The sequence below is a fragment of the Saccharothrix sp. NBAS 001 genome (assembly GCF_056640475.1).
In genome coordinates this window covers 6,990,103-7,009,601 of sequence record NZ_CM153251.1, presented here as the reverse complement: position 1 = coordinate 7,009,601, position 19,499 = coordinate 6,990,103, and the positions used below count along the sequence as shown (strand labels likewise).

The following is a 19,499-nucleotide window of genomic DNA, read 5'->3' as shown; positions in this document are numbered from 1 at the left end:
GTCACTCCTCTCGACAGACCGGGCCGGCGAACGACCCGGCGGGCACATCCCGATCATCCTGGTCCAGCCCGCTGCGGTCGACCAGGCCGCACAACGCGGCGAACCAGTCCCGAGGGGAGCCGGACTCGATCCCGCCGTGCTGGTCGCCCGCGTCGGCGTAGCCGGGCACGGCCTGGTCGGGCAGCCGGCCCACCCGCCGGTCGCTGCGGCCGATCAGCCGGGGCAGGCCCCACATGAGGTTGCGCTCCCAGCGCTGCACCGCCGTGCCGCCGCCGTCCGCGCCGTACAGGGCACCGCCGGACAGCGTCAGGTCCAGCACGTCCGGGCCCCGGAACCGCACCCGCTCCACGGTCACGTTGTCCGACACCGGCAGCCGGTCCAGCTCCTCGTGGTCGGCCAGGTCGTAGACCACCACCGACCGGCCGACCCGCACCGCGAGCAGCCCGCCGTCCTCGTCGACGGCGGCCGTGGCGGGGGTGACCGACGTGGAGGACTGCCCGACCTGCCCGCCCAGCGCGAACTCCGAGCCGGGCACCTCGCGCCCGGTCGACACGGCGTACCGGCGGGCGCGGTCGTCGAAGGTCAGCGAGACGACCTCGTCCGCGCCGGCCGCGACCAGCGTCGCGGTGCCGTGCTGCGGTGCGGCGACGGTGAACGGGACGCCCACCGGCCCGCCGGTGCGCGCCTCCCACACGCTCACCTGGTCCACCCGGCGGATCAGCAGCCGGCCGTCGTCGAGGAACTGCGGCATCGCGGACGCCCCGTCCAGCTCGGTCGGTGCGGGACCGGGCGGGCGGATCGCGCCCAGCGGTGCGAGGTCCGGCAGGTTCCACAGGGTCACCCGGTCCGCGCCCTCCCGCAGGGCGAGCGTGCGCGAGTCCGGGGTGACGGCGGAGGACGTCCGCGGTGCCGCGCCGTCGCCGGTGGTGATCCGGCCGACCCGGGCCCGGTCCGACCGCCGCCACGTCTCGACCCGGCGGTCCGCGTAGAGCAGCAGGACGTGGCCGCCGTCCGGCGTGACCCGCGCGACCACCGCGTCGTCCAGCGCCCGGTCGAGGTCGTCGCGGCGCGGCACCTCCAGCACGATCGCGGTGTTCGAGGCGCTCAGCACCACCCGGACCACGCCGGACGGGTCGAGCGCGACGTGCTCGACGTAGGAGGACTGCGGCACCTGGAGCCGGCGCAGGTCGCCGACCGGGCCCGCGCGCAGCACCGGCGGCCCGTACGGGAGGCCGTCGATCACCGCCGCCGCGCGGGCGTCCGGGCTGAACCGGCCGGACCGGCAGCCGTCGGTGGGCACCTCGGCGAGGACCGCGCCGCTGGTCGCCCCGACCCGGCGCAGCGCGCCGCCCTCGCAGGTGGACGACACCGGCTCGGCCACGCCCGGCACGTTCTCCGCGCCCGCCGGGGGCAGCTCCGGTCCGCCCGGCACGAACCGCCGGCCGTCGTGCAGGACCACCGGGTCGCCGCCGGGCAGCACGTCGTCGAGCAGGGCCGCGTGCTCGGGGGCCTGCCGGGGGTAGGACAGCTTGCCCGGCAACGGGAACCGCCGCTCGCCGCCGCGCAGGTCGAGCACGGTGAACTCGGTGGCGTCCAGCTTGCCGTGGGCGATCCACCGGCCGGTCGGGTCGGTCGTGACGACGTCCGCGTCGATCGTGCGCACCGACCGGCCGGTGCGGGCGTCCCACACCGTCACGTCGCCGTCGTTGGTGACCAGCAGGTCGTCGCCCGCCCAGCGCAGCTCGCCGGCCGCCGGAACGTCCACTGTGGACTTGTCGGTGAGGTCGCGGACCTCGGTCCGGCCGTTGCCCGCCCGCCGGGCGAGCCGCTTGCCGCTCGGGCTGGTCACGGCCTCGCCGGGCAGCACCAGGGTGGCGAACCGGAGGTCGCGGGCCAGCGTGCGCAGGGTGCCCCGGGTGTCCAGGCGGTCGACCGTCCGGTACGCGCGCAGGGCGTTGAGGAGCCGGTCGGTGTTCGTGGCACCGCGACCGAGCAGCGCGTCGGCGGCGCTGTCCGAGGCGACCTTGGTCTCCTGGCCCATGAACCGGACCACCGCGTAGGCGAGCGAGATGGTCAGGCTGATCACCAGGGCGACCGACGTCGAGCGGACCGCGATGCGGCGCAGGTTGGCGTTCACCGCCGCCGTGACGAACCGGCGCTGCTTCGGGGTGACCTCGTGCGCCTTGGTCATCTCCACGGCGGTGCGCAGCGCCTTGCCGCGTAACAGGAGCGCGCGTTCCCCCGTCTCGGCCCACGGCCGGGCGGCGCGGTCCAGGCCGTCCTGCCACAGCCGGAAGTCGCGGTCCTGCTCGACCCACCCGCGCAACCGGTCCCAGTGCCGCACCAGGGATTCGTGCACCAGCTCCACAGTGGACGGTCCGAGCGTCACCAGCCGGGTGCGGGCCAGGTCCGGCGCGAGCGGGCCGAGCCGGTCCGGCGGCACCGCGCGGCGGACGAACCCGCCCGACTCCAGCGGGCTGACCAGCTGGGTCAGCACGTGCCGCAGCTCGTCCTGGTCGAACCGGCGGGTGATCAGCTCGGCGTAGCCGGACACCGCCCCCGCCACCCCGCCCAGCTCCCGGTACGCGTGGTGGGTCAGCACCCCGCGCTCCTGCCGCTCCCACAGCAGGGTCAGGGTGAACTCCAGCAGCGGCAACGGGTTGCGCTCGCCCGCCAGGTCGTCCAGCAGCGCGTCGGCCAGGCCCTCCTGCAGGACGGGCATCCCCGGCCGGCGCAGCGGGCCCTCGACGGCCTCGCGCAGCTCCGCCGGGCCGGGTGCGCCCAGCGTCGCGGTGCAGCCCGCGACCGGGGCGAACCGGGCGTCGCCGAGCAGCCGGTTGAGCGGGTCCGACGTCGTGGTGACGACGACGTCGACCCGGGGCGCGCTGGTGCGCACCGCGCCCAGCAGCTCCTCCAGCAGGTCGGCGGCCCCTTCCGGGTGCCGGGCCAGGGCCTCGTCGAACTGGTCCACCACGACGGTCAGCCGACCCGGGGCCCGGCGCACCAGCACCCGGTTCAGGGCGTCCTCGACGTGGCCCGGCGTGACGTCCTGGTCCAGCGCGGCGGACAGCGCGGCCCACGGCGTGCTGCCGGTGGCGGGCCGCACCACGACCTGCTCGCCGGTCAGCCCGGGCAGGATCCCGGCGAGCACCAGCGACGACTTGCCGCAGCCGGACGGGCCCGCCACCACCAGCAGGCCGTCGCGGTCCAGCCGCTCGCGCAGCTCCCGGGCCCGCGCCGCGCGGCCGAAGAAGTGCTCGGCGTCCTCCGGCCGGAACGGCTCCAGGCCGCGGAACGGCGACGGCTGGGCGGCGATCGAGGCCAGCTCCGGCCACGCGTCGTGCAAGGCCGCGCCGGACAGCGCGTAGCCGGTGCGGTGCTCCCGGCGCGCCTCGACCTGGACCACCATGCCGATCACCGCGCCCAGGTCGTCGTCGAGCACCGGGCTGCCGCTGAACCCCTGGAGCATCGGCAGGCCGTGCGCCCGGTCGTCCTCGACGTGCATCCGGCCGTTCGCGATCGCGCCCCGCACCACGCCCTGCGACCACACGCCGTCCGGCCGGTTGCGCGGCACGCCGAAGGTGCGGACCCGGTGGTCGCGGACGCCGTCGTGGGCCACGACCCGGACGGCCCGCGCACCCTCCGGCGTCCGCGCCAGGCGCAGCACGGCGACGTCCGCCGCGTCGTCGCGGAACTCGACGTCCGCCGACGTCCGCTCGCCGAGCAGCGGGAAGTCGACGTCGACGGCGGGCGGGTCGGGCGGGCCGGCGGGCACCAGGTGCGCGCAGGTCAGGACCAGGCCGTCGGCCACCAGGAACCCGGTGCCGTGCGGTTCGCCGTCCCGGAACACCCTGACCAGCGCCCGTTCGGCGAGTTCCACCCGTCCCCCTACCTGCCTGCCCAGTCCCGCCACACGGCGGCGCGGGAAACCTTCGCACGGCGGCCGATCGCGATCCGCTGCGCGGTCACGGCGGGCAGCCGGAGCGCCACCTCCGCCAGCACTTGGAGGCGCAGCGGCAGCCGGAAGTTCCCCTCTTTGCGACCGGCCCGCAACGGCAGCACGGCGGTCAGCGCGGCGAACCGGGCCAGCTGGGCGACGGCGACCCGCGCCGGCGCGCAGCGCAGCAGCATGAGCAGCCGGTTGCGCTCGTTCCAGCGGTGGAACCGGTGGGAACCGGGGTTGGTGCTCGCGCCGTGCCGGTGCCGCACCCTGGCCGGCCCGACCGAGATCACCCCGTGCCCGGCCAGGCGCAGCCGGAACGCCGTGTCGGTGTCCTCGTAGTAGCAGAAGAAGCCCTTGGGCACGCCGCCGCAGGACTTGAGCACGTCGGTGCGCAGCAGCGCCGCGCCGCCGCAGAACCCGAACACCTCGCGGCCCGCGAGGACCAGGTCCGCGCCGTGGCCGTCGGCGGTCAGCCGGACCCCGACCGACTGGGTGGCACCGTCGGCGAGCAGCATCGACGACGTCGCGGCGGCGGCCTCCGGCGCGGCGCGCAGCGCGTCCTCCAGGTGCCCCAGCCAGCCGGCGTCGGGGACGGCGTCGTCGTTCAGCCAGGCGACGAACTCGGTGCCCACGTGCGGCAGCACGGCGGCCAGCGCGCCCGCGTAGCCCGCGTTGCGCGGCAGCCGGACCGTCGTCGGGGCGCTGGGGTGGGCCGCGACCAGCGCGGCGGTGCCGTCGTCGGACGCGTTGTCCAGCACGAGCGTCCGATGTGGACGTTGCTCGGCCAGTGCGTCGAGGCACGCGGTGATGTGGTCCCGGCCGCGCCACGTCACCACGACCACCGTCGTGCTCGGGATGGACACGGCGTGAGACGGTACGCGACATGCCCAACCTGGTCGTGCTGGCCGAGCAGTTGCTGGCCCCGGTGCCCGGCGGGACCGGCCGCCACACCCGTGAACTGGCCGCCGCGCTGGCCGCCACCGCCCCGGCGGGGTGGGAGGTCACCGGGGTGGTGAGCCGGCAGGCCGACGTGCGCGCGGCGGAGGTACCCGGCGTGGCCGGGCCGCGCGTGCTGCCGCTGCCCCGACGTGCGCTGATCGCCGCCTGGGAGCACGGGGTGCCCTACTGGCCGGGCGGGGACGCCGTGCACGCGCCGACGCCGCTCGCGCCGCCGCGCGGCCGGGTGGTGGTGACCGTGCACGACGTGGTGCCGTGGACGCACCCCGAGACGTTGACCGCGCGCGGGGCGGCGTGGCACCGGAAGGTGATCCTGCGGGCGGTGTCGAGGGCCGCCGCGATCGTCGTGCCGACGGCGGCCGTGGCGGACGCGCTGCGCCGGTACGCGCCCGGCCCGGCCCCGGTGCGGGTGGTGCACAACGGGGTGACGGAGTTCGCCGCCGAGCGGGCGGTGCCGGACCTGCCCGAGCGGTACGTGCTGGCCGTCGGCACGATCGAGCCGCGCAAGGGGTTCGGCCCGCTGGTCGAGGCGACGGCGGAGTTGGGCATGCCGCTGGTGGTCGTCGGACCGCAGGGGTGGGGCGGGGTCGACCTGCGCGCGCCGCACGTCCGGCTGCTCGGGCGGCTGGCCGACGCGGAGCTGGCCTACGTGCTGCGGCGGGCCGCCGTGCTGGCCGCGCCGAGCCTGGCCGAGGGGTTCGGGCTGCCGGTGGTGGAGGCGATGGCGGCGGGCGTGCCGGTGGTGCACTCGGACGCGCCCGCGCTGGTCGAGGTGGCCGCCGGGGCGGGGCTCGCGGTGCCGCGCGGCGACCGGGCGGCGTTGGTGGCCGCGCTGGGGTCGGTGTGGCGGGACGAAGGTGTCGCGAAACGTGCGATTTCATCGGGACTGGTTCGCGCGCGAGCCTTCACCTGGGAGAACGCCGCACGGGAGGTGTGGGCCGTGCACCTGGCGACAGGTGGTCCGCGTCCCGTTTGAGCCATTCGCCGGCAACCGCCAGTCCGCCACCCGTACTCTTCTGCGCGTGTCATCCGTCGAACCCAGCGTGCTGATCGACGCCACCGCCGTGCCGACGGACCGGGGCGGGGTCGGGCGGTACGTGGATTCGCTGGCGGCGGCGCTGGACGCGGACGGCGCGCGACTCAGCGTCGTGTGCCAGCCCCGCGACGCCGAGCTGTACACCCGGCTCGCGTCCCGCTCGCGGGTGATCACCGCGGCCGACGCCGTGGCCACCCGCACCGCGCGCCTGACCTGGGAGCAGACCTCGCTGCCGAGGCTGGCCACCCGGCTGGGCGTGCAGGTCGTGCACTCGCCGCACTACACCGTGCCGCTGGCGAACCGGGCGGCGTCCGTGGTGACGCTGCACGACGCGACCTTCTTCACCGACGCCGTGCTGCACTCGTCGGTCAAGGCGCGGTTCTTCCGGGCGTGGACCAGGGCGTCGCTGCGGCGGGCGGCGCTGTGCGTCGTGCCGAGCCGGGCGACGGCCGACGAGCTGGCCCGGGTCGCCGGTGCCGACCGCCGGTTGCTGCACATCGCGCAGCACGGCGTGGACACCGAGCGGTTCCACCCGCCGTCGGCCGACGAGGTCGCGGTGGTGCGGCGGTCGTTGTCGTTGGGCAGCGCGCCTTACGTGGCGTTCCTGGGCGCGCTGGAGCCCCGCAAGAACGTGCCGGCGCTGATCCGCGGGTTCGCGCAGGCGTGCCGGGGCCGGGTCGACCCGCCGACGCTGGTGCTCGCCGGCCAGCCCGGCTGGGACAGCCAGGTCGAGCGCGCGCTGGACGCCGTGCCGCACCGGATCCGGGTGATCCGGGCCGGGTACCTGCCGTTCGGGCAGCTGGCCGGGTTCCTCGGCGGGGCCGAGGTGGTGGCCTACCCGTCGCTGGGCGAGGGGTTCGGGCTGCCCGTGCTGGAGGCGATGGCCTGCGGCGCGGCGGTGCTGACCACGCGCCGGCTGAGCCTGCCCGAGGTGGGCGGGGACGCGGTCGCGTACTGCGGCGTCGGGGCCGGTGACATCGCGGCGGCGCTGGGCGAGCTGCTCGACGACCCGGCGCGGCGGCACTCGCTGGCGTCGGCGGCGCAGGTGCGCGCGAAGGACTTCTCCTGGTCGACCTCGGCCGCGCGGCACCGGGTGGCCTACGAGCGGGCCGCCCGCTCCCACCGGCGCTGATCCCGCTCCCGGGCGAGGACCGCTCGGTTCCGCGGTGCGTTCAATACCCTCAGGGGGTATCGTCTCGGCCGTGGACGCATCCTGGAAGACGGCGATCTCGGCGACCCTGCACTGCCTCACCGGCTGCGCCATCGGCGAGGTGCTCGGCATGGTCATCGGCACGGCCTTCGGCCTGCACAACCTGGCCACCGTCGTGCTCTCGGTGGCCCTGGCGTTCTTCTTCGGCTACGCCCTGACCCTGCGCGGGGTGCTGCGCGCCGGGGTCGGCTTCCGGACCGCGCTGAAGACCGCCCTCGCCGCCGACACCGTCTCGATCCTGGTGATGGAGATCGTCGACAACGCGGTGATGCTCGTCGTGCCCGGCGCGATGGACGCGGGCTTGGCGTCGTGGCTGTTCTGGGGCGCGCTGGCGTTCTCGCTGGCGGTCGCGTTCGTGCTGACCGTGCCGGTCAACCGGTGGCTCATCGCGCGCGGCAAGGGACACGCCGTCGTGCACCACGTCCACCACCACTAGGGTGGCCGGCGTGACGCGCTACGGAGACGGACTGGCGGTCGTGACCGTCACCTACTCGCCCGGTGAGACCCTCGACGGCTTCCTGACCACGTTGGCGGAGGCCACCACGCGGCCGGTCACCGTGGTGCTGGCCGACAACGGGTCCACCGACGGGGTGCCCGAGCGCGCGGCCGCCGAGCACGACCACGTGACGTTCCTGCCCACCGGCGGCAACCTCGGGTACGGGGCCGGTGCCAACCGGGGCGTGGCCTCCCTGCCCGACGACGTCGGCTGGGTCGTCGTCGCCAACCCCGACCTGTCCTGGGCACCGGGCAGCCTCGACGCCCTGCTGGAGGCCGCCGAGCGGTGGCCGCGCGGCGGAGCGTTCGGGCCGCTGATCCGCGAGCCCGGCGGCGCGGTCTACCCGTCCGCGCGGCAGCTGCCCGCGCTCGGCCGGGGCCTCGGGCACGCGGTGTTCGCCAAGGTCTGGCCGGGCAACCCGTGGACCACCGAGTACCGGCAGGAGAAGGCCTCCATCCAGGAGCGCACCGCTGGCTGGCTGTCCGGGTCGTGCCTGCTGCTGCGCCGCGAGGCGTTCGACTCGGTCGACGGGTTCGACCCGCGCTACTTCATGTACTTCGAGGACGTCGACCTCGGCGACCGGATCGGCCGCGCCGGCTGGCTCAACGTGTACGTGCCGGGAGCCGAGGTCACCCACATCGGCGGCCACTCCACGGCCCGCACGTCCACCCGGATGCTGGCGGCCCACCACAGCAGCGCCTACCGCTACCTCGCCGACCGCCACCAGGGCCCGCTGTGGGCCCCGCTGCGGTTCGCCGTGCAGACCGGTCTCGGGCTGCGGCTCAAGCTCGTCACCCGGCGCTGACCCGGGTCCGCACAGCCCGGTCGGCACTCGCGCGGCACCGACCGGGTCGTGCGGCGGTCAGCGGGCGGCCAGGTGGACCGCCGCGGTGGCCGTCCGACACGGTGGCCGTCCGACACGGCCAGGCGCTTCGGGTACAGCAGCTCCAGGATCAGCCGGAGCAGGGGCTGGTCGTCCGGTTTCGCCCCGCGACTAGATCGCGCGGTAGTCGCGGGGGGAGAAGCGCGGGCCGAAACGGGGCTTGCGCGCGCCCGACAGCTCCACGTACCGCACGGCGCGGTGGCGTTGCGGCGCGTACGGGGTCAGCAGGTCGGCCATGCCGTCGTCGTCCAGCGGCCGGCCCAGCAGAGCCCAGCCGACCAGCCCGGCCAGGTGGAAATCGCCGAAGCTGACCGCGTCGGCGTCGCCCCACGCGCGCTGCGCGACCTCGGCGGCGGTCCACCCGCCGATACCGGGCACCTTGCGCAGCAGCGCCCGACCCTCCTCGCCGCGCAGCTCGGCGGCGGCTTCGAGGCGGTGCGCCACCTGCGCGGCGGCGACCAGCGCGCGGCGGCGCGCGCCGTCCACGCCCGCGCGGTGCCACTCCCAGTCCGTGATGCCCAAGATCGCCCGAGGAGTCGGCGGCACGCGCATCCCGGCCGGTGCCGGGCCCGGCGCGGGCGTGCCGAACTTCAGGCACAGCTCCCGGTACGAGCGGTGCGCCTCGACGACGGTCACCTTCTGCTCCAGGACCGCGGGCAGCAGCGCGTCCCACACCCGGCCGGTCGAGCCCAGGCGCAGCCCCGGCCGCCGCCGGCGGGTCTGCGCGATCAGCGGGTGGTGGCACTCGAACGCCGAATCGTCGTCGTCCGCGCCCAGCAGCGCCGGCAGCCGGTCGAGCAGCCAGTCCGCGCCGTCGCCCCAGGCGTCCGCCGTCACGTCGTCCGACCTGGTCACGTGCAGCGTGGCCGGGCCGTCCGGGGTGGTGGCGGTCAGCCAGAGGCCACCCGACTCGCGGTACGCGACGTCACCCGGTCCCCGCCGGAGCGGACCGAGCACCCCGGCCAGGTCCAGCGGGAACGGGGGACGCCACGTCCTAGGCATCGGTGGAGAACCGGACCCCTGCCTCGGGCAGCACGACACCCGGCCACACCCGGGCACCGCCGATCAGCTCGCACCGCGCGCCGATCACCGCGTTGTCGCCGATCACCGCGTCCGACACCACGGACCCGGCCTGGACCAGCGCGTTCGCCCCGACCACGCTGCGCTCGACCCGTGCGCCCTCGCCGATCACGGCACCGTCGAACAGCACCGAGCCGTCGACCACCGCGCCCGCCGCGACCGTGCAGCCCGCACCGACGGTCGTACCGCCGGTCAGCACCGCGCCCGGGTCGACGCCCGCGCCCGCCAGCACGATCGCGTCACCCACCGGGGCGGGCAGCGCGGCCGACGGCGCGACCCCGCGCACCAGGTCCGCCGAACCCTGGACGAACGCCGCCGGCGTGCCCAGGTCCAGCCAGTACGAGGTGTCGACGTGCCCCTGGAGCCGCGCGCCGGACGCCAGCAGGCCGGGGAACGTCTCGCGCTCCACCGACACCGGCCGACCGGCCGGGATCGCCTCGACGACCTCGCGGCGGAACACGTAGCAGCCCGCGTTGATCTGGTCGGTCGGCGGGTTCTCGGTCTTCTCCAGGAACGCGGTCACCCGGCCGTCGGCGTCCGTGGGCACGCAGCCGAACCGGCGCGGGTCCTCGACCTTGACCAGGTGCAACGTCACGTCCGCCGCCGATTCGCGGTGGGTGTCGAGCACACCGCGCAGGTCCACACCGGACAGGATGTCGCCGTTGAACACCATCACGTCGGGCTCGCGCAGCTTGTGGGCCACGTTCCGGATCGCGCCGGCGGTGTCCAGCGGCACCTCCTCGACCACGTACTCCAGTTCCAGCCCGAGCGCCGAGCCGTCGCCGAAGTGCTCCTGGAACACCTCGGCCTTGTACGACGTGCCGAGCACCACGTGCGTGATGCCCACCTCCCGGATCCGGGACAGCAGGTGGGTGAGGAACGGCACCCCGGCCGTGGGCAGCATGGGCTTGGGGGCGGACAGGGTCAGCGGCCGCAGCCGGGTCCCCTTCCCCCCGACCAGAACCACCGCCTCGGCGCCTTGCAGCTCCGACATGCCGTTTTTCCTCCTCCGCTTACTTCCACCCGTAGATGCGAATACTCTGGCATGAGCACCTTGACGGCACGGTCCCAGGTCCGTGTCGACGAGCGTCACCGATCGGCACCGCCGGCGCGCCCTCTTCGCCGGCCCAAGGCACACGCAGGAGAGATCCGGATGGACCCCCGCGCTCGGGCCGACGCGGCGCTGGCCCGTGCTCGTGCACGTGGCATCCACGTCGTGACGCCGGACAACATGACGTCGCCGATGGACTCGTCGGCCACCCAGCAGATCCCGAGGTCGATGGTCAACGCGGCCGACCCGCGCACCGCCGACCCGGACTCGACCATGATCCTGTCGGCCCAGGTCGCCGCAGGTCGCCCGGTCCAGGCGGCACCCCCGCCCCCGCCCGAACCCCAGCCGGAGCTGCGCGTCGCGCCGGGCCCGGTGCCGACGGTGCAGCAGGTGGAGACCTCGCGGCCGACGCTGTCGCAGCGGCTGTCGGGAGGACAGGAACAGCGCCCCCAGGGCTTCTCCCAGCGGCTCAGCGGCGAGGGCTGACCCGCGCCGGCCGCACGCTCCGCCGAACGGCGTCGACGGTGCGGGCGGGCGGTGTGCTGGGCGAACGCCGGAATTGTCGGTGCCTCGTGGGATGATCGAACCGGGGGCCGGAGGCCGGCACCCGCTCAGCGCAGCCGCTCCAGCGCGGCTTCGATCATCGGGCACAGGTCGTCCACGTTCGACGGCATCGCGTCCAGCGGCCACCACTGGAGGTCGACGGACTCGGCGCTGCGCGTCGCCCGTGCGTCGACCGGCGCGCGGACCAGGAACCGGACGTCGAAGTGCCGCGTCGGCACGCCCAGCGAGCACGTGATCGGGTGCACGTCGAGGTGGATCGGGATCGGCTCGATGCGCAGCCCCCGGATCCCGGACTCCTCGGTCGCCTCCCGCAGCGCCGCCCCGGCCAGCGTCTGGTCGGTCGGCTCGCAGTGCCCGCCCAACTGGAGCCAGCGCCCCACCCTGGGGTGCAACGTCAGCAGCGTCCGCTCCCCGGTCGCGTCCAGCACCAGCGCCGACGCGGTGAGGTGCCCCGGCTCGCAGGACCGGCGGCACCCGTCCTCGCGCGCGGCCAGGAAGCCCAGGTACGCCTGGCGCAGCGCCTCCTGCCCGTGGTCGCCGGGCCGCCAGTTGGTCAGGACCGACGTGGCGTCGGCGTGCAGGCTCACAGTTCGACGAACCCTTCGTCCAGCGCCCGGGGCGGGCGGGGGGCCAGCGGCTCGGCGGGGTGCCCCACCGCGACCGCGCCCAGCGGTTCCCACGACGGCGGCAGGTCCAGCACCTCGCGCACCACGTCGGCGCAGAAGATCGTGGACGACACCCAGCACGAGCCCAGGCCCTCGGCGGCCAGCGCCACCAGCAGGCCCTGCACGGCCGCGCCGCCGGCGATCGTGAACATGGTGTGCTCGGCCGCCGCGCGAGCCGCGTCCGGGTACTCGTGCGCGCCCTCGGCGACCAGGAACGGCAGGACGACCTCCGGCGCGTCGCGCAGGAAGTCGCCGCGCGCGAGCCGCCGGGTGATCTGCGCGTCGGTGAAGCCGTCGCCGCGCAGGTCGGACGCCCACCGGTCGCGCATCGCGGCCAGCAGCGCCGTCCGCCGTGCCTTGAGGTGGACGAACCGCACCGGCCGGGTGTGGTGCGGTGCGGGAGCGGTCAGCGCCGCGCCCACTGACCGGCGCAGCGCGTCGGCGTCGACCGGCGCGTCGGTGAACGACCGCACCGACCGGCGCACCAGCACCGCCTCGGCCCGACCCTGCGCGACGGCCTCCTCGACGCCCAGGCGGAACATGTCGTCCGCGCCGGCCCGGACCAGGTCGCGCGCGGTCGAACCGTCGTCGGTGACCGCCAGGCCGCGCACCACGGCCACCGGGACGGCACCGAGCTTGCCCTTCACCAGGTCGGCGGCGGCGGCGATCTCGTCGGCCACGGCGACCTCGGTGACGACCAGTTCGTTGCCCTGCCGGTCGACCGCGCCCGCGTAGCGGTGCAGCACGGTCAGGCCGGCCGCGCCGATCGCGGCGTCGGTCTGGCCGACCCGCCACGCCCGGCCCATGGTGTCGGTGACCACCACGGCCACCTCGACGCCGAGCGCGGCCTTCAACGCGGCCCGCAACGACGCGGCGGAGCCGTCCGGGTCGACCGGCAGCAGCGCGATCTCGCCGCCGTCCACGTTCGACGAGTCGACGCCGGACGCGGCCTGCACGATGCCGAGCTTGTTCTCGGTGATCAACGTCCGACCCCGGCGGGCGACCACCCGGACCGCCTCGGACTCGACGTGGGCGCGGCGGACCGCGTCCCGCTCGTCCGGGTCGGCGGGCACCCGGACCAGGCGTCCCTCCACTTTGGACAGCACCTTGCTGGTCACCACGACGACGTCGCCGTCGGCCAGCCACGGCGCGGCGGACGCGAGCGCCCCGGCCAGGTCGTCGCCGGGGCGGAACTCGGGCAGGCCCGGCACGGGCCGCACGACGAGCGGGTCGGTCGCGGCGTGGTCGGCGGGCGTGCGTCCCGGCGCGGTGTTCTGCTCAGCCAACCGAGACCCCGGCGAGTTCCAGCGCGGCACGGGCCATCGCGGCCGTGGCGTCCACATCGGACATCAGCAGCGGCACGGCGCGCACGGCCACGCCGGGCACGTCGCAGCGGTCGCCGGTGTGCACCAGCCAGCCGTCGAGCACGCCCTTCTCGGTGGTCTTGCGCGAGCCGTAGTACCGGCCGACGGCCTCGGCGGAGGTCTCCACGCCGATCGCGCTCAGGCACGCGTCGGCCATCCCGCGCAGCGGCTTGCCGCCGACGATGGGGGACAGGCCCACCACGCCCGCCTCGGTCTTGCGCAGCGCGTCCTTCACGCCCGGCACGGCGAGGATCGTGCCGACGCTCACCACCGGGTTCGACGGGGCGATCAGCACGGCGTCGGCCTCCAGCACGGCGTCCAGCACGCCGGGCCCGGCGGTGGCGGTGTCCGCGCCGACCGACGCGAACGACTTCGCGGGCAGCCCGGCCCGGTGCTTGACCCACCACTCCTGGAAGTGGATCGCCCGGGTCTCCTCGCCGTCCTCGACCACGACGTGGGTCTCCACCCGGTCGTCGGACATCGGCAGCAGCCGCACCCCGGGCCGCCAGCGGTCGCACAGCGCCTCGACGACGGCGGACAGGGGGTAGCCCGCGCGGAGCATCCGGGTGCGCACGAGGTGCGTCGCGATGTCCCGGTCGCCGAGCCCGAACCAGGACGGCTCGGCCCCGTACGCGGCCAGCTCCTCCTTGACCGACCAGGACTCGCCGGCCCGGCCCCAGCCGCGCTCGACGTCGATGCCACCACCCAGGGTGTACATGCAGGTGTCCAGGTCCGGGGTGATCCGCAGCCCGTGCATCCAGACGTCGTCCCCGGTGTTCACCACCGCCGTGATCTCGTGCTCGGGCGCGCTCAACAACGCCTTGAGGCCGACCAGGAAACGCGCTCCGCCGACCCCGCCCACCAGTACGACAACCTTCACGGGTCGCCATCCTCCCACCGGGTGCGGGCACCGCCGTACCCGGTCCGCCTCAACGCCACCCGCCACTTCGCCGACCACACACCGACTTGACGCCGACTTGACGCCGCGCCGCCGCAGGGGCGCGGGTCAGCGCCAGAACATGAACGTCGCCTGCCCGTACTGGGCCCACAAGTCGTTGCCGCCGACCAGCGCGAACACCGCGAAGGCGAGGTCGAAGAACACCCGCGCGATGGTCGGGAAGCCGATCAGCACGGCGAACAGCACCAGCGGGGCCCACGGCCGGGCCTTCGCGCCGAACTGCTGCGCCTGGTAGGACATGAACGGCTCGACCGCGCCCCAGCCGTCCAGGCCCGGGATCGGCAGGATGTTGAGCACGAACGCGAAGACCTGCAACAGGGCCAGGTAGGACAGCGCGGCGGAGAGCCCGACGGGCGGGTCGAACAGCAGCACGGACAGGCTCAGCACCGCGCCCAGCACGAGGTTGCTCAACGGACCGGCCAGCGACACCAGCGACTCGACCCGCTTGTTGCGCAAGGCGTGGTGGTTGATCCACACGGCCCCGCCGGGCAGCGGGATGCCGCCGAACGCCAGCAGCACCAGCGGCAGCACGATGGACATGATCGGGTCGGTGTAGCGGCGGATGTCCAGCGTCAGGTAGCCCTTGGCCTTCACCGCGTAGTCGCCGCCCCGGTAGGCGACGATCGCGTGCCCGAACTCGTGCAGGCACAGCGAGACCGCCCACCCGCCGAGCACGAGCAGGACGGTGCCGCCGGTCCGGGCGGCTTCGGACTCGTCGAACAGGGTCAGCACGGCGCCTGCCACCGTCACCGCGAGCAGGCTGAGGAACAGTGGACTCGGTCGCACCGCTGATCGCTTCACCCTTCCAGTGTGGCCTCCCCGATCCGGTGCCTCATAGGGGTGGGCGTAGGCCATCCGCGCTGCCGTTATCGCTCGGCGTGCCGCCTGAATCACCGTCTGTGCTGCTAGTCAAGGGTTTTGCGGCCAACCGCGCGAATATCCCCCGTCCTGTGGACTCGGCTTGACCGGGTGTTGTGACACAGGTGTAATCACATCGGTGTCATTCGTCGTTGTGGGGACGGCGAGTGGTGTCCGCCAACCGGGGAGAGCGGAAGGCGAGGAGGCGGACGGTATGCAGGAATTCGACGGGGGTCGCAACGTGGACGGGGACGCGTCGGCACGGGAGCCGGCGGCGTTGATCGATCTGTTCGACGCGACCGATGAACAGGACTGGCAGGAGCGCGCCCTGTGCGCGCAGACCGACCCCGAGGCGTTCTTCCCGGAGAAGGGCGGCTCGACCAGGGAGGCCAAGCGGATCTGTCTGGGTTGCGAGGTGCGCTCCGAATGCCTGGAGTACGCCTTGCAGCACGACGAGCGCTTCGGCATTTGGGGCGGGCTGTCCGAACGCGAGCGGAGGAAGCTCAAAAAGCGCGCCGTGTGATCCGCTTCGTGATCGCGCCGGCTTACCGTGGGCGTTCCACGGCGTAGTCGGACGAACGAGGAGCGGCAGTTGACGAGCGGTGCCACTCCACGGCTGCGCACTGCGCCCGTGCTGGCGATTTTGGTGTGCCACGACGGGGATCGGTGGCTCGGCACGGCGCTGTCCGCGCTGCGCCGGCAGCGGCCCCGGCCGCGGCACGTGATCGCGGTCGACACGGGCTCGCTGGACCGCACGCCGAAGCTGTTGGCCGAGGCGTCCGAAGGTCCCGATCGGGTGATAGACGGCGTGCTGACGCTGCCCCGGGGCACCGGTTTCGGGGAAGCGGTGCACGCGGCGGTAGCGCACGCCGTGGAGCGGTGGGGCGATCCGGGCGCGTGGCTGTGGTTGCTGCACGACGACTGCGCGCCCGAGCCGGACTGCCTGTCGCTGCTGCTCACGGCGGCCGAGGTGTCGCCGTCCGCGGCGGTGCTCGGACCGCTGTCCCTGGACTGGGCCGACCCGAGGCTGGTGGTCGAGGCGGGGGTGTCGACGGACTCGTCGGGGCACCGGCAGACCGGCATCGGCGGGGTGGCGACGGCGTGGTCCGGGTCGTTCGAGCAGAGCACCGAGGCGCTGGCGGTGCCCTCCGCCGGGTCGCTGGTCCGGCGCGCGGTGTGGGAGTCGGTCGGCGGCTACGACCGGCGGCTGCCGTTGCTGCGCGACGACGTCGACTTCGGCTGGCGGGTCAACCTGGCCGGCCACCTGGTGCTGTCGGTGCCCGTCGCGCGGATGCGCCACGCCCGCGCGGCGGCGCGCGGGGTGCGCCGGCTGGACGCCGTCGCGGCCCGACCCGGTCCGGCGCTGCGCGGCGTGGACCGGGCGCACGGGCTGCGCACGTTCCTGGTCAACTGCGGCGCGGTGTCGTTCGTCGTCGGGCTGCCGCGAGTGGTCCTGCTCGGTCTGGTGCGGGCGCTGGGGTTCGTCCTGCTGCGGCGGTTCGCCGACGCGCACGCCGAACTCGGCGCGGTCGGCTACCTGCTCGGCGGGCGCGCGCGCCTGCGCGCGGGCCGGGCCGCGCGGCCGGTGCGGGGTGTCGTTCGTGGACTGTTCACCAGCCGGATCACCCGGCTGCGCAACGCGATCGGCAGCGCCTCGGCGTACCTGATCCGGCGGCGGGTGGAGGCGGACGCGGCGCTCGGCCGGCTGCCCGAGGACGACGTGCGCCCGGCGGTCTGGTCGGCACCGTCCGAAGTGGAGCGTCGGGCGGTCGGCCCGTCCGCGCTGCCGGCCGGCGTGCTGTCCCGCCGGCGCCCCGTCCGGGTGACCGGAGGATTGCGCCTGCCGGCCACCGCGGTGCCGGTCGAGGCGTCGTTGCCGGGCGCGTTGCGGCCGTCGCCGAGGCCGCGGCCCTCGCCCTCGCCGCGCGGGGGATCGCCGGCGGTGGTGTTCGTCGAGGTCGACCGGGCCCGGATGTTGTGGTCGCTGGTGCTCGGGCCGCCGCTGCTGCTGGTGCTGGGGCTGGCCGTGTTCGGGATCCTGGCGAACGCCGGGCGGATCGGGCTGGACCTGTCCGGCGGGCGGTTGCTGCCCGTCCAGGACCTGGGGGAGACCTGGTCGTCGTACCTGGCGTCGTGGCACTCGGTCAGCGGCGGGACCACGGCTCCGGCACCGGCGGCGTTGGCCGTGCTGGGGACGGTGGGGGTGCTGTTCGGCGGACCGCCGGCGTTGGTCGCGGTGCTGTTCATCGGGGACGCGCCGCTCGCCGGGTTGGCCGCGTACCTGGCGTCGCGGCGGTTGCCCGTCCGGCGTCCGGTGCGCGCGGTGGCGGCGGCGGCCTACGGGCTGGTGCCCGCTGCCACGTCCGCCGTGGGGCAGGGGCGGTTGGACGTCGTCGTCGTGCACGTCCTCGCCCCGCTGGTGTTCGCCGGGGTGGCGGCGGTGCTGCGCGGCGGGAGCGGGGCCTCGTGGCTGCCGGTGGCGTCCGGGACGGCGTTGGCGGTCGCCGCGCTGGGGGCGTTCTCGCCGTTGACGCACGCGCTGGTGGTGTTGGGGGCGTTGGTCGGGTTCGTCGTGGTGCCCGGGCCGGACGGGGGCGGCCGGCGGCGGGTGACCGGGTTGTTCAGCGTGGTGCTGCTGCCGATGGCGTTGCTGCTGCCGTGGCCGGCGGTGGTCTTGCAGAACCCGTCGGTCGTGCTGCACGGGGTGGGCGCGTACCTGGAGACGCCGCAGGTCGGGTTGGTCGACCTGCTGACGTTGCGGCCGGGTGGGCCGGGGGCGGTGCCGTTCGTCGGGGTGCTGGTGGTGCTGTTCGCGCTGGGCGCGCTGGTGACGCGGCCCGCTCGGGCGATGCTGCCGGGGGTGGCGGTGGTGGTCGTGGCGGGGTTCGCGGTGATCGTGCTGCGGACGGTGTCGGTCACGCCGGTGGTGGGCGGGGTGTCGTCGCACGGGTGGACGGGGGCTCCGCTGGTGGTGGCGTCGTGGGGGTTGTTGTGGGTGGTGTTGGCGGCTTGTCGGCGTGACGCGGTGCCGGTGCCCTGGGGGCGGGCGGTGGGTGTGGTCGGGGTTGTCGGTGTGGTCGGGATGGCGGGTTTGGGGTTCGCGGGGTTGCGGGGCGGGCCGTTGACGGCGTCGGCGGCGAGGTTGCCCTCGACCGTGGAGCAGGAGTTGCCGCGTACCGGGCGGTCGGTGTTGGTGTTGGGGTCGGCTGGGGTGGGTGGGGTGGCTGGGTCGTCTGGGGTCGCCGGGTCGGCTGGGGTCGCCGGGTCGTCGGGGGTGGCTGGATCTGCTGGGGTGGGTGGGGTGGGTGGGGCTGGGGGCCGGCTCGGCAGGTGGCGGGGAGGTTGCCGGCGTTCGGGGATGACGATTTCGTGCCGGTGGTGACCAGTGCTTCGCGGTTGGCTCGGTGGAACCGGGATCTGGTGTCCGGGGTCGCGGAGTCGGCGAAGGTGGCGTTGGCGCAGGCCGCGGCGTCGGGGGTGGCGTTCGTGGTGTTGCCCGACCGGGTTTCGGCTCAGCGGTTGCGGGACGCGGTCGGGGAACTGGTGGCCGTCGCGCCGCCGATGTCGGATGGGCGGCCGGTGGTGCGGGTGCAGTTGGCTGCGGGGAACGCGGTGCTGTTGTCGCCGGAGTTGGCTCGCAGGGCTCGGACCGGGGGGAATCCGCCGGATTCGCTCGGGGTGCCGGGGATCGCGCCGGTCGAGGCCGGGCCGCCCGAGGTGGGGGTTCGGGTGTCCGAGGGGCCGGAGGGGCGGTTGCTCGTCGTGGCGGCGGAGGAGGAGCCGGGGTGGAGCGCGGTGGTGGACGGGCGGGCGGTGGCTGTGGTCCGTGCTTGGGGGCACCTGGTGGGGGTGCCGGTGCCGGCCTCTGGGGCCGAGGTGCGGGTGGAGGCTTCGGGAACGTTGCGTGAACTGTTGTTGCTGGTGCAGGCGGCGGCTGCGCTGTTCACGGTGTTGACGGCGATTCCGTCGCGTCGGAGGTGACGGGGGCGTCGGTTGTGGTGGTGGGGGGTGTTCGAAGGCTGAAAAGCGCGCTCGCCGCGCGGCAGGCCGCCGGGGGGAAGAGCGTCGCTTCCTCCCGTATGACCTGGTCAAAGACAACCACATGTATCAAGGGGATCGGGTGGGCGTCGGGGCTGGTGGTGCGGTCGATCCCCTTGACACATGCGGTTCCCTGCGGGCAGGCCATACGGGAGGAAGCGCAGCTCGACGGTGGGCTGGCGCCCCGCTTGGGTGAGGGGCGCTGAGGTCGGCCGGGGTAGTTCGGGGTAGTCCGGGGTCGGCCGGGGTGGGTCTGACCGGGTGTTCGGGGGTCTGACCAGGTGTCCGGGGGTCTGACCAGGTGTCCGGAGGGCTGACCGGGTGTTCGGGGGGGCTGACCGGGTGTTCGGGGTGGGGCCAGACGGGTGTCGGAGGTCTGGTGTCCGGGTGTCCGGT

The 19,499-nt window shown here is 75.0% G+C and carries 16 protein-coding genes; 8 read left to right on the top strand and 8 right to left on the bottom strand.

The window, feature by feature from the left end:
- Position 1: 1 nt before the first annotated feature.
- Entirely contained in the window at positions 2-3,880 is a 3,879-nt protein-coding gene (locus AC0HI0_RS30175) for an nSTAND1 domain-containing NTPase (protein WP_480926889.1), read from the bottom strand.
- A gap of 8 nt (positions 3,881-3,888) precedes the next feature.
- Positions 3,889-4,800, bottom strand: coding sequence for a glycosyltransferase family 2 protein (locus tag AC0HI0_RS30170; protein ID WP_480934421.1), 912 nt, complete (start codon positions 4,798-4,800; stop codon positions 3,889-3,891).
- Between the two features lie 26 nt (positions 4,801-4,826).
- Between AC0HI0_RS30170 and AC0HI0_RS30165 the strand changes: the two genes are divergently transcribed.
- The 4 genes from AC0HI0_RS30165 (at position 4,827) to AC0HI0_RS30150 (ending at position 8,447) form a co-directional block, all read left to right on the top strand.
- Positions 4,827-5,876 carry a glycosyltransferase gene (locus tag AC0HI0_RS30165; protein WP_480926888.1) on the top strand — a complete coding sequence of 350 codons (1,050 nt, stop codon included), beginning with the start codon at positions 4,827-4,829 and terminating at the stop codon, positions 5,874-5,876.
- 67 nt (positions 5,877-5,943) lie between these two features.
- Positions 5,944-7,068: a glycosyltransferase family 4 protein gene (locus AC0HI0_RS30160; RefSeq protein WP_480934420.1), complete on the top strand. Its 1,125-nt coding sequence runs from the start codon at positions 5,944-5,946 to the stop codon at positions 7,066-7,068.
- Between the two features lie 70 nt (positions 7,069-7,138).
- The gene (locus AC0HI0_RS30155) at positions 7,139-7,582 is read left to right on the top strand and encodes a DUF4396 domain-containing protein (RefSeq protein WP_480926887.1); all 444 of its coding nucleotides are present in this window, start codon (positions 7,139-7,141) and stop codon (positions 7,580-7,582) included.
- A 10-nt stretch (positions 7,583-7,592) separates the two neighbouring features.
- Positions 7,593-8,447, top strand: a complete 855-nt coding sequence (locus tag AC0HI0_RS30150; RefSeq protein WP_480926886.1) for a glycosyltransferase family 2 protein — start codon at positions 7,593-7,595, stop codon at positions 8,445-8,447.
- Positions 8,448-8,636: 189 nt separating this feature from the next.
- Here AC0HI0_RS30150 and AC0HI0_RS30145 read toward each other — a convergent pair whose 3' ends face one another.
- On the bottom strand, positions 8,637-9,527 hold the full coding sequence (locus AC0HI0_RS30145) for a DNA-3-methyladenine glycosylase family protein (protein WP_480926885.1): 891 nt from the start codon (positions 9,525-9,527) through the stop codon (positions 8,637-8,639).
- Entirely contained in the window at positions 9,520-10,599 is a 1,080-nt protein-coding gene (gene manB, locus AC0HI0_RS30140; RefSeq protein ID WP_480926884.1) for a mannose-1-phosphate guanylyltransferase, read from the bottom strand. Before manB ends, AC0HI0_RS30145 begins: the two co-directional genes overlap by 8 nt.
- A gap of 159 nt (positions 10,600-10,758) precedes the next feature.
- Between manB and AC0HI0_RS30135 the strand changes: the two genes are divergently transcribed.
- On the top strand, positions 10,759-11,142 hold the full coding sequence (locus AC0HI0_RS30135) for a hypothetical protein (RefSeq protein ID WP_480926883.1): 384 nt from the start codon (positions 10,759-10,761) through the stop codon (positions 11,140-11,142).
- A 125-nt stretch (positions 11,143-11,267) separates the two neighbouring features.
- Here the strand turns inward: AC0HI0_RS30135 and AC0HI0_RS30130 are convergent, their stop codons facing one another.
- The 4 genes from AC0HI0_RS30130 to AC0HI0_RS30115 all read right to left on the bottom strand — a co-directional run bounded on the left by AC0HI0_RS30130 (position 11,268) and on the right by AC0HI0_RS30115 (position 15,008).
- Positions 11,268-11,807: an NUDIX hydrolase gene (locus AC0HI0_RS30130; protein WP_480926882.1), complete on the bottom strand. Its 540-nt coding sequence runs from the start codon at positions 11,805-11,807 to the stop codon at positions 11,268-11,270.
- Complete coding sequence (locus AC0HI0_RS30125) at positions 11,804-13,171, bottom strand: coenzyme F420-0:L-glutamate ligase (RefSeq protein WP_480926881.1); 1,368 nt, start codon at positions 13,169-13,171, stop codon at positions 11,804-11,806. The genes AC0HI0_RS30130 and AC0HI0_RS30125 overlap by 4 nt, the downstream gene beginning before the upstream one ends.
- Positions 13,164-14,129: a 2-phospho-L-lactate transferase gene (cofD, locus tag AC0HI0_RS30120; RefSeq protein ID WP_480926880.1), complete on the bottom strand. Its 966-nt coding sequence runs from the start codon at positions 14,127-14,129 to the stop codon at positions 13,164-13,166. The genes AC0HI0_RS30125 and cofD overlap by 8 nt, the downstream gene beginning before the upstream one ends.
- A 126-nt stretch (positions 14,130-14,255) precedes the next feature.
- Positions 14,256-15,008, bottom strand: a complete 753-nt coding sequence (locus AC0HI0_RS30115) for a site-2 protease family protein (RefSeq protein ID WP_480926879.1) — start codon at positions 15,006-15,008, stop codon at positions 14,256-14,258.
- Between the two features lie 271 nt (positions 15,009-15,279).
- Between AC0HI0_RS30115 and AC0HI0_RS30110 the strand changes: the two genes are divergently transcribed.
- The 3 genes from AC0HI0_RS30110 to AC0HI0_RS30100 all read left to right on the top strand — a co-directional run bounded on the left by AC0HI0_RS30110 (position 15,280) and on the right by AC0HI0_RS30100 (position 19,046).
- The gene (locus AC0HI0_RS30110) at positions 15,280-15,588 is read left to right on the top strand and encodes a WhiB family transcriptional regulator (RefSeq protein ID WP_360730873.1); all 309 of its coding nucleotides are present in this window, start codon (positions 15,280-15,282) and stop codon (positions 15,586-15,588) included.
- Between the two features lie 108 nt (positions 15,589-15,696).
- On the top strand, positions 15,697-18,447 hold the full coding sequence (locus tag AC0HI0_RS30105) for a glycosyltransferase family 2 protein (RefSeq protein ID WP_480926878.1): 2,751 nt from the start codon (positions 15,697-15,699) through the stop codon (positions 18,445-18,447).
- The gene (locus tag AC0HI0_RS30100; RefSeq protein ID WP_480926877.1) at positions 18,444-19,046 is read left to right on the top strand and encodes a hypothetical protein; all 603 of its coding nucleotides are present in this window, start codon (positions 18,444-18,446) and stop codon (positions 19,044-19,046) included. The genes AC0HI0_RS30105 and AC0HI0_RS30100 overlap by 4 nt, the downstream gene beginning before the upstream one ends.
- The last annotated feature ends 453 nt before the right edge of the window (positions 19,047-19,499 follow it).